The 14,481-nt window shown below is 45.3% G+C and carries 11 protein-coding genes; 1 reads left to right on the top strand and 10 read right to left on the bottom strand.

Going from position 1 to position 14,481, the window contains the following annotated elements:
- Nucleotides 1-34: 34 nt before the first annotated feature.
- The 8 genes from ACFS25_RS00440 to ACFS25_RS00475 form a co-directional block, all read right to left on the bottom strand.
- A complete protein-coding gene (locus ACFS25_RS00440; RefSeq protein ID WP_381496429.1) occupies nucleotides 35-1,276 on the bottom strand; it encodes an aspartate kinase in 1,242 nt (413 codons plus the stop codon).
- 84 nt (nucleotides 1,277-1,360) lie between these two features.
- On the bottom strand, nucleotides 1,361-3,295 hold the full coding sequence (gene dxs / locus ACFS25_RS00445; protein ID WP_381496430.1) for a 1-deoxy-D-xylulose-5-phosphate synthase: 1,935 nt from the start codon (nucleotides 3,293-3,295) through the stop codon (nucleotides 1,361-1,363).
- A 247-nt stretch (nucleotides 3,296-3,542) separates the two neighbouring features.
- The gene (locus ACFS25_RS00450; protein ID WP_381496431.1) at nucleotides 3,543-4,469 is read right to left on the bottom strand and encodes a rhomboid family intramembrane serine protease; all 927 of its coding nucleotides are present in this window, start codon (nucleotides 4,467-4,469) and stop codon (nucleotides 3,543-3,545) included.
- A 2-nt stretch (nucleotides 4,470-4,471) separates the two neighbouring features.
- Nucleotides 4,472-5,251 carry a rhomboid family intramembrane serine protease gene (locus tag ACFS25_RS00455; protein ID WP_381496432.1) on the bottom strand — a complete coding sequence of 260 codons (780 nt, stop codon included), beginning with the start codon at nucleotides 5,249-5,251 and terminating at the stop codon, nucleotides 4,472-4,474.
- 34 nt (nucleotides 5,252-5,285) lie between these two features.
- Nucleotides 5,286-7,349 (bottom strand): DNA mismatch repair endonuclease MutL, encoded by a 2,064-nt coding sequence (mutL, locus tag ACFS25_RS00460; protein ID WP_381496433.1) that lies wholly within the window; start codon nucleotides 7,347-7,349, stop codon nucleotides 5,286-5,288.
- A gap of 181 nt (nucleotides 7,350-7,530) precedes the next feature.
- The gene (gene rpsJ / locus ACFS25_RS00465; protein ID WP_012930032.1) at nucleotides 7,531-7,836 is read right to left on the bottom strand and encodes a 30S ribosomal protein S10; all 306 of its coding nucleotides are present in this window, start codon (nucleotides 7,834-7,836) and stop codon (nucleotides 7,531-7,533) included.
- A gap of 109 nt (nucleotides 7,837-7,945) precedes the next feature.
- Nucleotides 7,946-10,063: an elongation factor G gene (fusA, locus tag ACFS25_RS00470; RefSeq protein ID WP_381496434.1), complete on the bottom strand. Its 2,118-nt coding sequence runs from the start codon at nucleotides 10,061-10,063 to the stop codon at nucleotides 7,946-7,948.
- A gap of 368 nt (nucleotides 10,064-10,431) precedes the next feature.
- The gene (locus ACFS25_RS00475; protein ID WP_381496435.1) at nucleotides 10,432-11,109 is read right to left on the bottom strand and encodes a LexA family transcriptional regulator; all 678 of its coding nucleotides are present in this window, start codon (nucleotides 11,107-11,109) and stop codon (nucleotides 10,432-10,434) included.
- A 155-nt stretch (nucleotides 11,110-11,264) separates the two neighbouring features.
- Between ACFS25_RS00475 and ACFS25_RS00480 the strand changes: the two genes are divergently transcribed.
- Nucleotides 11,265-12,530 carry a DNA polymerase Y family protein gene (locus tag ACFS25_RS00480; protein WP_381496436.1) on the top strand — a complete coding sequence of 422 codons (1,266 nt, stop codon included), beginning with the start codon at nucleotides 11,265-11,267 and terminating at the stop codon, nucleotides 12,528-12,530.
- A gap of 53 nt (nucleotides 12,531-12,583) precedes the next feature.
- On the opposite strand, the gene ACFS25_RS00485 is transcribed toward ACFS25_RS00480, so the two are convergent.
- Nucleotides 12,584-13,444 (bottom strand): pirin family protein, encoded by an 861-nt coding sequence (locus tag ACFS25_RS00485; protein ID WP_381496437.1) that lies wholly within the window; start codon nucleotides 13,442-13,444, stop codon nucleotides 12,584-12,586.
- A 100-nt stretch (nucleotides 13,445-13,544) separates the two neighbouring features.
- Nucleotides 13,545-14,360 carry an Fpg/Nei family DNA glycosylase gene (locus tag ACFS25_RS00490; protein ID WP_381496438.1) on the bottom strand — a complete coding sequence of 272 codons (816 nt, stop codon included), beginning with the start codon at nucleotides 14,358-14,360 and terminating at the stop codon, nucleotides 13,545-13,547.
- Nucleotides 14,361-14,481 lie beyond the last annotated feature (121 nt).

Here is a 14,481-nt window from a genome sequence, read left to right on the forward strand (position 1 = left end):
ATAATGCCCTGAATACCGTAGAAAGAGTATGTTCTCAGTCTAAATCTTTAACCACTAACTGCGCTGTATAACGGCTTTTTTGTTCCAGTAACAGTTTCTTGTTCGGCAGTACTCGCTCTATCGTTCCCTGATCATAATAACGAATGGTAATAAGTTCCAGACCATCATTGTAACTAACCCGAAAATCTTGCTTCAGCAAAGCCAATAGCGTTGCAACCCGGTCGGGAATGTTGTCTACCACCACAGAAAAGCTAATGGCCGTATTTTGCATAAGGTTTATTTTAACGCCTGCCTGCGCAAACCGGCCAAAAATTCGACTCAAATTATCTTCTGCGATAAACGAAAAATCAGTCGGATGAAGAGAGATTAAGACTTGGTTGACTTTAAAAATAAAGGATGGAATTGACAGATGTCGCTCATAATTACCAATAACTGTTCCCGGTGCATTGGGCTGCAAAAACGACCGAACATAGAGCGGAATACCCTTATTTTGCAATGGTTTAATTGTTTTCGGATGAATGACTGTTGCCCCGTAATAGGCTAATTCGATGGCATCCTGATAGGTTAACCTGTCCAAAAGTACGGTTTTGTCGAACCATTTAGGATCGGCATTTAACACACCCGGTACGTCTTTCCAGATGGTAACACTTTCGGCGTTTAAGCAATACGCAAAAATGGCCGCTGTATAGTCAGATCCTTCGCGGCCAAGAGTTGTTGTTCGGTTATCAAAAGATTGACCAATAAATCCTTGTGTTACCGTAATTCCGTTTGTTGTTACAGTCTCTTTTATGCGCCGATTTGTTACTTCCCAGTCCACCCGGCCTTCACGAAAGGTTGTATCGGTTCGGACTAATTGCCGGGCATCGAGCCAGTGGACGGAAAGCCTGGTTTCAGTTAGATGAGCAGCAATAATCTGAGTCGACAATATTTCGCCTAAAGAAACAATCTGGTCATAAATTTCATCGTGGAAGTCTGTTACCGGCTGTTTCAGGTAGTTTTCAAGATGAGCAAAGGTCTGATGAACATGACTAAAGTCGCCGGTCAGTTCGCTCATTATATCCGTATGATAGGTCCGAATACCGTCTAACTGGCTTTGTATGCTCTCGATTTGCTGGTGGACGTAGGCTTGGACTAGTCCTTCCAGCGCGTTGGTGGTCTTTCCCATTGCCGACACGATTACAACCGTATTCTGACCCTGTGTCCTGACGATTTCGGCTAGATTGCGAACACCGACAGCATCTTTTACGGAAGCACCACCAAATTTGAAAACTTTCATACCCATCAAAAAATAAACAGGATAACATGATTAACAAGATTATTCATCCTGTAGTATCATGTAATCCTGTCGAAAAAAAAGAGTTTAAACGGTTACTTCCCGGCCAGTAAACAGTAGCTCACGAACAGCATCAGCAATACCCTGAGGGTCAAAGCCGCACTCGTGATATAATTCAATTTGCTCACCATGCTCAATAACGGCATCGGGAATGCCTAGGCGTTTGACGCGAGCCATATAACCATGATTAGCCATGAACTCCAGAACTGCGCTGCCAAAACCGCCCATAATACAGCCATCTTCAACGGTCAAGATACGGTCGAAACGGTTGAAAATCTGGTGCAGAAGTTCCTCATCCAATGGCTTCACATAGCGCATATCGAAATGAGCAGGCCGAATGCCTTCTTTTGTCAGCATACGCGTAGCTTCAACGGCGTAGTTGCCAATGTGACCGATGGTTAAAATTGCCACATTTTCGCCATCGGTAATCATCCGGCCCTTACCAATATGTTGCTTTTCAAGCGGAGTTCGCCAGTTTGGCATAACTCCCTCACCGCGTGGATAGCGAATTGTGAAAGCGCGTTTACCTTGTTGTACTTCGTCCGATTGGGCCGTAAACATCATGTTGCGAAGTTCCTGCTCGTTCATTGGAGCGGCCACAATCATATTCGGAATGCAACGCATGTAAGCTAAATCATACGCTCCGTGATGCGTAGGGCCATCAGCACCCGCAAATCCAGCTCGGTCGAGACAGAATATAACGGGTAACTCCTGAATGCAGACATCGTGGATAACCTGATCATAGGCCCGCTGCATGAATGTCGAGTAAATATTACAGAATACGACTTCGCCCTGTGTAGCCATACCTGCCGAGAATGTGACGGCGTGCTGCTCGGCAATGCCCACATCGAAAGCCCGCTTTGGCATGGCTTTCATCATAATGTTCATTGATGAGCCAGATGGCATGGCAGGAGTTACGCCTACAATGTGGGGATTTTGCTCAGCCAGTTCAACTAACGTATTCCCAAATACGTCCTGATACTTGGGTGGTTGGGGCGTGTCGTAAATTTTTTTCTGGATAACGCCCGTCACCTTATCGAACAAACCAGGCGCATGCCATTTGGTCTGATCTTTTTCGGCAGGGCCATACCCTTTTCCTTTTACGGTTAATACGTGCAGCAGCTTGGGACCGGGAATGTGTTTAAGGTCATCTAAAACACTGACTAAATGGTCAATATCATGCCCGTCAATAGGACCGAAGTAGCGGAGGTGCAGCGACTCGAACAGATTGCTCTGTTCCAGCAATGAACTCTTAATACCCGATTGTACCTGCGAGACCAGCTCCTGAGCCGTTTTGCCAAGCTTATCCATCTTACCGAGCAAATTCCAAACTTCATCTTTAACCTTATTGTAGGTCTGTGAAGTGGTGATGTCGGTTAAATATTCTCGCAGAGCACCTACATTGGGGTCAATACTCATGCAATTGTCATTCAGCACAATAAGCAGATTGCTATCCGTTGTACCGGCATGATTCATACCTTCGAAAGCTTCACCCGCTGTTAAGGCCCCATCGCCAATGACGGCAATATGATTGCGCTGTAAATTACCCTGTAACTGTGACGCTACAGCCATCCCCAAAGCGGCCGAAATAGACGTAGAGGAATGTCCAACACCAAATGAATCATACTCACTTTCTTTCCGTTTCGGAAATCCTGAGAGCCCCTTGTAAAAGCGGTTGGTATGGAACCTCTCCCGCCGACCCGTCAGTATTTTGTGACCATATGCCTGGTGGCCTACATCCCAAACCAATTGATCGTCGGGCGTATTGAAAACGTAATGGAGTGCAACAGTTAATTCTACCACTCCCAAACTGGCACCGAAGTGACCGCCGTATACCGATACATCGTCGATTATAAACTGCCGTAATTCATCGGCAACCTGAGGTAATAGGGATTTATCGAGTTTACGAAGATCGTCGGGGGTATTAATAGTGGCAAGAAGACTGCCAGGGGTAATCAGCATGATGGTAGCAGATAAGCGTCTGTCTTACAACAACACACGTACAGAATTCATTGTTCTACTGACGGTTTGTCAATAGTATTTGGAAAACGAAGCTACTATAATTTTTAATAATTATAAAAACTAAGCCTTCAGCTGCCTTTATACATACGTAGGCGCTGAAGGCTCAGTTTTCTGTAGCAACTATAAATACTTATTTCTCATCATTCACTCTATAAATTATCAGCTAAGTGACAGGCTAATAATTTGATTAATTTCGCTGACTGGCGCGGAAAAGTTTTTGCTTTTCTTCGCGCGTTAAACTCTCATAGCCAGAGCGAGAAATTTTGTCCAGAATTGTATCGACTTCATCTTGATCTGGTGTTGAAGCCGGTGACGAAGGTGAAGCTGCCGATGTTACAAACGTACTGGCCTGTGTATTGGCATTGCTCCGTTGCCGATAAGACACTTTAATGGCTGGTTTTGGCCTAAGCAAATTGCTCCAGCCATCCACAAGCCAATAAATTGGCCGGCCAAGATCAGTACCGTTCTGTAATAATTTAACGTAAGCAAAGCCCATCATTGCACCACCGAGGTGGGCCAGATTACCGCCCGCATTCATACCCGCCGACTGAGCTATGGAGAGGATGATAAAGAAAAAAACGATGTACTTGATTCGTACAGGTCCGAAAAATAGCAGATGAAAGGTATAGTTTGGTAATAACGTAGCTGCTCCAACTGCTACCGAGAATGCGGCTGCTGATGCACCTAGCATTCGCGCCCCATCGGCTTGGTTTTGAAAATAAGGAACTAGATTAAACATGGCTAAATACAGTATACCGCCTGCCAATCCCCCCATAATATATAATCCCATGAGTCGGCGATTGCCTAAATACTCATCAATTAGCCGACCAAACCAGTACAAGAATAGCATGTTATAGAGAATATGAAATATCTCTTCATGCGTAAAAAAATACGTGAATAATGTCCAGGGCTTATGCAAAAAAGCATTTATTCCCGCCGGAATCACTAATTGAGCTTCAATAAAATCAAATGCCACTTTATTCTCGGCCATTTGCAGGCCGACTTTCGTCACCAGCAACACCAAAAATATGACAACATTGACTAATATCAATTGCACCAACGTGTTGTTGGGCTTATTGAATTCGCTCCGAAAATCATCGAACAACCCGCTCATCCCTAATAAAACGTTTTTCGTTGTGAACCCCAGTATTTCACCAGTATAAATGCAAACAACATGCCGCCGATATGGGCGAAATGAGCAACGTTGTCGGCCTGCGTCCGATAAACACCCGAGTAAAGCTCAAAGGCTCCGTAAAATATAACGAGGTACTTTGCCTTAACCGGTATAGGTGGAAACAATAAAAACAGTTGAGTGTTCGGAAACAAAAGTCCGTAACCCATTATTACGCCAAAAATCGCACCAGACGCACCAACCATTGGCTCATCGACCTGATTTGTGAATATTCGATTCACGATGGTAAGGCTATCCTGAATATTTTTACTGTCGTCCGGAAAAGTCTTAAACTTTTCAATAAAAGGTACTAATCGATCATAATAAGAACCCGCATGCTGGTCAACGAAGGCCAGGAAACTATCGTAACCGGGATTTGCCCGATAAGTCTGAATAGTTTCATATACGCTGTGCACTTCAAAATAGTTTATTCCTGAAAATAACAGCGCAGCCCCTAAACCCGTAAAAAAGTAAAAAAACGTAAACCGGCGCGGTCCCCAAAACTGCTCCAGCATAGGTCCAAATATTACTAATCCAATCATATTGCTGAAAATGTGGTTAAAACCACCATGCAGAAACATATGAGTCAACAACTGAATTGGATTAAATTTGTCAGATAAAAATGAGTGCAGACCAAATTGCTCAATAATAGACTCATTCGTAACCAGAAATACCAATACGTTTATTATTAATAGAACGCGAACTACCGGAGTAAGTGAAAACATCTTAAGTGACAAGTTATGCTGATTAACTCAATTATCAGCGAAAAAGTCCCGCAATTTTATCTAACGACAACACAACCGTTACTGACTCGCCAGTGGGGGTATAGCTGGGGTTAGCCGACGCGAACAATTGGTTTACTAAAGCCTTCCGCTCAGTTGTGCTCAAGCGGTTTACATAACGCATTGCCGACCGGCGTGCCAGCGACCGTGCCATCGATTCAATCTTATCTAATTTCAATCGACCCGTATCGGCCCGCAGTTGCGCCAATAGATTAGCAAATAATTCTTCTTCATTTTCGCCCATTATCAGCACCGGAACTCCTCGAATTACAAACGTGTTTGCGCCTAGTTCATCAAATTCAAACCCTAAATTGGTTAGGTCGTCGCGCAAGTCGAGAGCCAGTTGAAAATCTACGGGTGTTAGTGTAATCGTCTTTGGAAACAACAATTGTTGCGAAGCCCCATTTCGTTTTGTCAGAGCCGCATGGAATTGATCGTATAGGATTCGTTCATAAGCACGCCGTTGGTCTATCAGTAACATCCCAGACTTGATTGGAGCCAAAAGGTAACGATTCTGTACCTGAACGATATTATCATCCTCAACGAGTACGGGCACATCCTTTTCCACGGACTCTAAACCCATTTGCAACTGATTGGCACGGCTACCCATCGTAATAGGTTCGTTGTCAGTGGGTTGCTTGTCGTCCACTATTGACTCCTGCTTGGTTGGGCCTAGCCAGTCACCCCCCTCTTCGGGCACATCTGTTGGGGGACTTAACTTCCCATTGTTTCCAGAAACGCCTTCATATAACGTTTGCCAATTGTTAACTGACGGTCGGATGTCTGGTTTTCCGGTTACGTTCGGCTTTTTGGATACCTCAAAACTACTACCCGCAGCGCTGTCTAACGAATCAGCATGCAGCACACTCCGCTCATTGGTTGGCTGTGCTTTTTCTGTGGCCCAGGATGGCGAAATAGGCCGGGCTGAATCCGAATTCACAGTAGAGCCAGTACGATCAGCCTTGGCATCTGTCGTCGTTGATTTGGCCATGCCCGGACGAACACCCGCCAGAAAATTAACATCTGAATCAAAGTCAAGTGAGGGCGAAAGGTTGTAAACACCCACGGCTTTTCGAACGGCTGCCATCATAATGGCGTAGACAGATCGTTCGTCATCAAATTTTATTTCTGTTTTAGTGGGGTGAATATTAATGTCAATGTGTGACGGATCGATATCTATAAACAGCACATAAAACGGATGGCTACCTTCGGGTAAGGTGCCTTCGTAGGCGCCAACCACCGCGTGATGCAGGTAGTTGTGTTTGATATATCGATTATTAACAAAGAAAAACTGCTCGTTTCGGGCTTTCTTCGCCGATTCGGGCTTGCCAATGTAACCGTGTACGGTGACGTAGGGCGTTTGTTCTTCACAAAAATTCAACTGTTCCCGGTAACTTTTGCCAAACATATCAACGATACGACGGCTTAATTTCCCCGCGGGGAGGTTATAAATCTCCTGATCATTGTGAAACAGTGAAAAGGCTACTTCGGGGTTGGCGAGGGACACGCGCTGAAATTCATCGAGTATGTGACGCATCTCAACGGAATTCGACTTCAGGAAGTTGCGCCGGGCAGGTACATTGAAAAATAGATTCTTGATAAGTAGGTTCGTTCCTGGCAGGCACGAAATGGACTCCTGTGCCTTAATGTCAGAACCTTCTATCCGAATGAGCGTACCTAATTCATCTTCGGCCCGTCGTGTTCGCATTTCAATTTGAGCCACAGCCGCAATAGACGCCAACGCTTCTCCACGGAAACCCATCGTGCGAATGCGAAATAAATCGTCGGATGTACGAATCTTAGACGTTGCATGGCGTTCAAAACTCATACGGGCATCTGTTTCCGTCATACCAACGCCATCGTCCACAATCTGAATCAAATTGCGGCCCGCTTCACGAATGATAACCTGTACAGATTTCGCTTTGGCATCGACTGAGTTTTCTAGCAACTCTTTGACCACCGAAGCGGGTCGCTGAACGACCTCACCGGCTGCAATTTGGTTAGCAATCGAGTCGGGAAGTAGCTGAATGACGTTTAACATAACGGATAAAATCTCCCAGAGCGGCCATGTGCCCTAACGTACAATATACAAAAATAACCCGTTAGGTGCACGTATAATTCAATGGAATAACAAGGAAATTACTTTAAACGCAAAATGCTGCAAGTGCGAGACAGTTCATGTCTTAACACTTGCAGCACTAGAATTCTTTAGCAAAAAATCGTTAGACTTTGATTTCTACATCAACACCACTTGGTAGTTCGAGCTTCATCAGCGCGTCTACCGTTTTAGCACTGCTGCTGTAGATATCTACTAACCGCTTGTACGTGCAAAGTTGGAACTGTTCACGTGCCTTTTTATTAACGTGGGGCGACCGCAATACAGTATAGATTTCCTTGTTGGTTGGAAGTGGGATAGGACCACTTACAATAGCACCCGTCGATTTAACCGCTTTCACGATCTTCTCGGCCGACTTGTCAACCAGCATGTGGTCGAACGACTTTAGCTTGATACGAATTTTTTGGCTCATTGTGTTTTGGTTCGTTAAGTTAATAGGCCTGCCGAAAGAACCATTTACTCCGACGGCACAAAAAATGGGCAGTCGGTCGGTTGACCCACTGCCCAATATTTTATAAAGCTTACGCCTTCACAGTACCTTTTTCTTTTGCAACTACACCTTCCGCAAGACTTTGCGGTACGACTTCGTAGTGTGCAAAGGTCAGGTTGGCCGTAGCCCGACCCGACGACATTGTCCGCAGATCTGTTACGTAACCAAATAATTCTGACAGAGGAACGTCAGCCTTGATCACTTGCGATCCCGCTTTCGTATCCATCCCCTTCATCACACCACGACGGCGGTTCAGATCACCTGTAATTGGACCCGTATATTCTTCCGGTGTCAATACTTCAACAGCCATGATTGGTTCGAGTAATTTCGGACCAGCCTGACGAGCTGCTTCGCGGAAGCCTAAGCGAGCTGCCATTTCGAAAGAAAGTGCATCGGAGTCAACGTCGTGGTACGAACCGTGGTATATCCGAACTTTCATACTCTCGAGCGGAAAGCCAGCCAGAGGACCGTTTTTCAGCGACTCTTTGAAACCTTTTTCAATAGAGGGAATAAATTCACGGGGAATTACACCACCTACAATACCGTTTACGAACTCTAAACCTGCTGGCACAACACCTGTCTCATCTTCGCCACGTGGCCCAAGTTCAAATAGAATGTCAGCAAATTTACCGCGACCACCCGTTTGTTTCTTGTAAACTTCGCGGTGTTCGACGTTCTTGGTTAGCTTCTCTTTGTAAGCCACCTGTGGAGCACCCTGGTTTACTTCTACCTTAAATTCACGACGCATACGGTCGATGATGATCTCGAGGTGAAGTTCGCCCATACCCCGAATGATGGTTTGGCCGGTTTCTTCGTTCGATTCAACTTTAAGCGTTGGATCTTCTTCGATTAATTTACCAATCGCTTTCGAGAAGTTATCCTGATCAGCCGATTTTTTAGGCTCGATCGCATAACCAATAACTGGCTCAGGGAACACCATTGATTCAAGCACGATAGGGTGCTTTTCGTCCGATAGGGTATCGCCGGTTTTGATGTCTTTAAAGCCAACTACAGCACCAATATCACCCGCTTCTAAACGGTCGATCTGGTTTTGCTTGTTAGCGTGCATCTGGAAAATCCGCGAAATACGTTCTTTATTACCCGAACGGTTATTCAGGATATATGAACCAGATTCCAGGACACCCGAATAGGAACGTACAAAGCAAAGACGACCTACGTAAGGATCAGTAGCAATCTTAAACGCCAGACCCGCAAACGGCTCAGTCGTCGATGGCTTACGCGATATTTCTTCGCCCGTGTTAGGGTCAGTACCAACAATGCTCTCTTTATCCATTGGTGAAGGCAAAAGGGCCATCACGTAGTCGAGCATGGTTTGTACACCTTTATTTTTAAAGGACGAACCGCAGAGCATCGGAACGATTTTCATGCTAACAGTCGCTTTGCGGAGAGCTGCCAGAATTTCATCTTCCGAAATTGACGCAGGGTCATCAAAAAACTTCTCCATCAGCGTATCGTCGAATTCGGCAACGGCTTCAAGAAGTTTTTCGCGCCATTCGGTAGCCTCTTCCAGCATATCAGCCGGAATAGGAACTTCCTGAAATGTCATGCCTTTGTCGTCTTCGTTCCACTGGATACCACGGAAGTTAACGAGGTCAACAACACCAGTAAAATTATCTTCTTCACCAATTGGTAACTGAAGAGGAACAGCGTAGCTGCCCAACATTTCTTTTACCTGCTTGCAAACTTTCAGGAAATCGGCACCAGACCGGTCCATTTTGTTCACAAAGCCGATGCGGGCTACGTTGTAATTGTTGGCTAGACGCCAGTTTGTTTCCGACTGAGGCTCAACACCATCAACAGCACTAAACAGGAATACTAGTCCATCAAGTACACGCAGTGAACGGTTTACTTCAACCGTGAAGTCAACGTGTCCTGGTGTATCAATGATGTTGATATGGTATTTTTGGTCACGGTAAGTCCAATCGACAGTCGTAGCAGCCGAGGTGATCGTGATCCCCCGTTCCTGCTCCTGCTCCATCCAGTCCATAGTGGCAGCTCCATCATGAACCTCACCAATTTTGTGACTTACTCCGGCGTAGTAGAGAATACGTTCGGTAGTAGTTGTCTTACCCGCATCAATGTGGGCAGCGATACCGATGTTTCTCGTGAGTAATAAATCGCGAGCCATTAGCTTGTTATACTGAAAGTTATATGTTTCTAAAATCAGAGCAAAGAGAGCACACTTTAAACGAGCCGCTAACTTTGCAAATCAGGTCGCAAAATTACTGAATTTCAACGACAAAACAAATAGTTGAGCCTAAGATTGTCGCAGAAATTAGGGGCCCTTTTTATCCATTTTGACAAAAAGAATCTATTTTTGGCAATAGGGTGTATCTTGGAATCATGCAAAATCCACGTCTGTTCGTATTTCAGGCTATCTGTCCATTTGCCTGACAACAGAAAGAGTAAGCCCGTAAAGAGATTAGGACTGATTTTTCATCAAAAAAGGGGACTAGCTACTTGTTAGCCAGCCCCCTTTTTTGATGAAATAAGTTCTTACTCTACCGGAGCTTCTACAATCGCGACTATTTTCCATAAGCCTCGAATATCTTGCAAAGACACCGTTACGTTGCCACCATTGGGGTTGTCGGAATGAAGAGTAAGGTATTTACGAGTCAGAAGCTCGTTGTCGCGAATGCGTTTGACAACAAAATAATCCCGGTACATGACGGCATACACACCTCCTGACTGGTATTCCCAATTGTTTTCTCCAACGGGGATAGCCAGCACTTTAGCACCATGTGCCAACTGTGGACTCATACTACTTCCTGAAATCTCCAGTACAACGCCATTTTTGTGACCCTTCATAATGGGTTTACGTACCCGAAATGACTCCACATCGGTCGAGCTGATACCGTCACTGAAACTCTCGACAAAACTGGCGTAGAACTTAACGGGCACAAATGGAACCTCAATCATGTCATCGTCTGATAGCATAATTCGGGCGTTGGCCTGTGGTGAGTTCAATACTGGCATGATGCCTCGAATCAGGTAGTCAGCACTGATTTGAGGGTAGCAGGCCAGCAAACTCATGATCGTATCGTATGAGGGTTTGGCCCGCCCATTCAGGATATTGTAAAATTTCGATGGGTTTTCGCCTAACTCTTTGGCAATCTGATAGATAGTTATGCCTAAGGCATCGAAAACCTGTTTTAATCGGTCTTGGATAGTCACGGGGTTAAATTTTTTTTGAACAAATTTCGGACATTGACGTCTGGATAGTTGGTAAGTATAATACAAGTAAAATATATTGCGCTTGTATTACAGCAAACATAGTCAAAATATAGACGAATACCTGTATTGAAAGCTACTTTCTTACCCTAGAGCCAATGAACCGCAATCGACTTTCTACCCATACGCTTCCAACGGTTCTGTTTGTGGATATGAACAGTTTCTTTGCCTCTTGTGAACAGCAGGAAAATTATTGGCTACGGGGGCGCCCCGTTGGCGTGTGCGTCTATACCGGTCGGAACGGTTGTGTAATTGCGCCGTCGGTGGAAGCAAAGTTGCGGGGGGTAAAAACGGGAATGCGCCTGGATCAGGCTATGGTATTGTGTCCGGATCTGGTGCCTATTGAAACAAATCCTAATCGCTATCGGGAATACCACGTCAGGATTATTGAAGTACTCCGTACATTTTCGGATGATGTCATTCCAAAAAGTATTGACGAAGCTGTTGTCGATTTGACGAACTACCAACTGGTTTATAAAGACATGCACCAGACCGCTTTGAACATTAAGCAGGCTATTAGGCTAAAAGTGGGTGATTGGCTGCGTTGTTCCATTGGTATTGCACCGAATGTATTTCTGGCAAAACTGGCTTCAGATATCCAAAAACCTGATGGCCTGACGATTATTACGCCTGCTACGATTGATGATGTGTTACAAACCCTGACGCTCACAGATTTACCCGGTATTGGTTATCGCATGGCTGCCCGGCTACAGGCGGGCGGGATACATACCCCACTTAACCTCCGTTATGCCTCGCCGGAACATCTTCGGGCGGTTTGCAAAAGTATTATTGGCTGGCACTGGCACTTACGGTTGAACTTCGGTGGTGAGGTAGATTTAGAAACAACGGCTGATACTAAAAGTATGTCGGCGATGCGCACGATTTCAACTGAGCAGCGTAGCACACCCGAACGGCTGGATGAGTTGCTGCAATCCCTTTGCCTGACACTGGAACGGCGAATGGTACGCCGGGGCATATTTTGTCAGGATATGTCGTTCTCCTGCCGTTACCAAAATGGCAAGACGTATAATTATGAAGCTCGTTTTTCGGAGCCTAAGCAGGACGGTCCCGAATTGTATCAGATCATCCGGGAACGTTTAGAGAAATTCCAGGTAGCACACCGTTGTGAACCGGTTCTGAACGAATACCTGCAAAGTATGTGTGTGGCTGTTTTTCGGTTTATACCTGCGGAGGTTGTGCCTTTAAATCTTTTCGAGAATGATCTTCGGAAAGGAAAATTTCGCCAGACGCTCTATGACTTAAAAGCGAAATTTGGCACCGACAAAGTCATTCGGGCTACCGAACTTCGCGACAATCCCGCTTATCGGGATGTCATAGGGTTCGGAAACATCAAAGATTTATAAGTTGCCTTAGTCAGCATGCAGGTTTAGTGCTATACTGACTAAGACAAACACATCTAACTCAAAACACCCATCCGTCCAGCCTGGAAATCGCTGAACGCTTCGATAAGTTCTTCCCGGGTGTTCATCACAAACGGGCCATATACCGCTAATGGCTCCTGAATGGGTTCTCCGGCTAGAATAAGAACTTTTGTTTCGGATGTTGTTGACAGAGTAATTGAGTCACCATCCGTATTCATAAGGGCAATCTGCCCACGTTCTATTTTCTCTCCATGTATAGTTGCCGAACCACTTAGTACATAGATCAGTAGAGAATGATCGGCGGGGATAGTAAGACTTTCCAACTGACCATTTGTAAGCGTTAAATCGGCAACTGTAATCGGACTAAATGTGTTAGCCGGACCATGTAAACCTGCCAATTCACCGGCTATAACGCGTAACTGACCACCACCGGGCAACACCGCTGTCGGGATTCGTGACGAAGCAATATCCTGGTAGCGGGGTGGATTCATTTTATCTTTTGCTGACAGGTTTACCCACAACTGTACAAAGTCGAGTTGCCCACCCTGACGAGAAAATTCCCGTTCATGTTTTTCTTCGTGGATAATACCCGATGCGGCTGTCATCCATTGCACATCGCCCGCGAATAGTTTGCCATAATTCCCGGCTGAATCGCGGTGTTCCAGGGCACCTTCATAAACAATTGTTACCGTTTCGAAGCCTCGGTGTGGATGCTCATCAACACCTTTCGGTTGTTCAGATGGCTGCACGTTCATAGGTCCATGATGGTCTAACAATAAGAACGGATTGAACGGCCGCGATCCTTGTGGGTGGAAAGCGTTTAAGCCAATAAAACCATCGCCTACGTTGTTTGGTGTGGCGATGCGTATGTCAGAAATTGTACGTTGGGTTGTCATAATACGTGTAGGTACATGTAATTTAAAAACCAAACTAGTGATGAACAAGTTCACCGGGATATAGCCGTCTATGCAGGTAGAATGCGTGAGGAATAAGGCGTTACCAAACCTGCTCCTTTGGGCAAAAGAAGGTTGTGCGCCCACCCACCACCGAGCGTTCTATACGGGTGCTGCAACGGGGGCAGAACTTATGCGCTTCGACATCGTCATAGGGCGAATCATCCCATTCCCGAACGTGAGTCAGAAAACTAGTTGGGAAGTCACGGTAGGTTGCTTCATAACGAATGGCCGTTTCGAGTACGAGTTGAATGGCCCCGTGGAGGTGGCTCATCTGAGCGTCAGTGAGTGTGTCGGCTCGTTGTTCAGGATGGATAAATGCCTGAAACAATACCTCATCCACAATCCAGTTGCCTAAACCAGCTATAACGCTTTGATCAAGCAGGACAGGTTTAATAAGTGCCTTTTTACGGCGCACCTGTTCGGTTAGGGTGGCTACTGAAATGTCCAGTCCATCTTCACCAATTTTCTTTCGTTTCAGGAATGCATCTATATCGTCCAGCAAACCAACGCGTTCGAACTTACGGGGGCAAAGAAAACCAAGGTTAAAGCCGGTTGTAAACTCAAACACAATTCTGGCAAAGCGAGGTCGGTTGAGCGAAGAATGGTAATATTCCAAATCGCCGGTCATGCCGAAGTGCATATGAACGATTACGCCGGGGGCATCCGTCAAAACAAACAGATTCTTACCAACCCTATGAGTACTGGTAAACTGCCGCCCAATCAGGGTATTTTCTAATGTAGCATAATCTGTTGTTAGTAGTTTCTTATCCTCAACCTCAATGTGATTAATGGGTTGATAAAGTGACGACGTTTCAAGGTATTGGCGTCTAATTTCAACCTCTGGAAGTTCTGGCATCGTTGATGAATTTAGGTGATAACTGTCGGTGAGGATAGGTTGTTATCGTACTATTTATTTAGCTAATATTAATGCGTTACTCTGCTTTATTAAAAAAATGTGTTTATTTTGCGGTGCATTT

The sequence above is a fragment of the Spirosoma flavum genome (assembly GCF_042686045.1).
Classification (GTDB): Bacteria; Bacteroidota; Bacteroidia; order Cytophagales; family Spirosomataceae; genus Spirosoma; species Spirosoma flavum.

What these genes read in the sequence shown, in the direction of transcription:
- ACFS25_RS00440 (WP_381496429.1), bottom strand. Translation starts at nt 1,276, where the DNA reads ATGAAAGTTTTCAAATTTGGTGGTGCTTCCGTAAAAGATGCTGTCGGT.
- dxs (WP_381496430.1), bottom strand. Translation starts at nt 3,295, where the DNA reads ATGCTGATTACCCCTGGCAGTCTTCTTGCCACTATTAATACCCCCGAC.
- ACFS25_RS00450 (WP_381496431.1), bottom strand. Translation starts at nt 4,469, where the DNA reads ATGAGCGGGTTGTTCGATGATTTTCGGAGCGAATTCAATAAGCCCAAC.
- ACFS25_RS00455 (WP_381496432.1), bottom strand. Translation starts at nt 5,251, where the DNA reads ATGTTTTCACTTACTCCGGTAGTTCGCGTTCTATTAATAATAAACGTA.
- mutL (WP_381496433.1), bottom strand. Translation starts at nt 7,349, where the DNA reads ATGTTAAACGTCATTCAGCTACTTCCCGACTCGATTGCTAACCAAATT.
- rpsJ (WP_012930032.1), bottom strand. Translation starts at nt 7,836, where the DNA reads ATGAGCCAAAAAATTCGTATCAAGCTAAAGTCGTTCGACCACATGCTG.
- fusA (WP_381496434.1), bottom strand. Translation starts at nt 10,063, where the DNA reads ATGGCTCGCGATTTATTACTCACGAGAAACATCGGTATCGCTGCCCAC.
- ACFS25_RS00480 (WP_381496436.1), top strand. Translation starts at nt 11,265, where the DNA reads ATGAACCGCAATCGACTTTCTACCCATACGCTTCCAACGGTTCTGTTT.
- ACFS25_RS00485 (WP_381496437.1), bottom strand. Translation starts at nt 13,444, where the DNA reads ATGACAACCCAACGTACAATTTCTGACATACGCATCGCCACACCAAAC.
- ACFS25_RS00490 (WP_381496438.1), bottom strand. Translation starts at nt 14,360, where the DNA reads ATGCCAGAACTTCCAGAGGTTGAAATTAGACGCCAATACCTTGAAACG.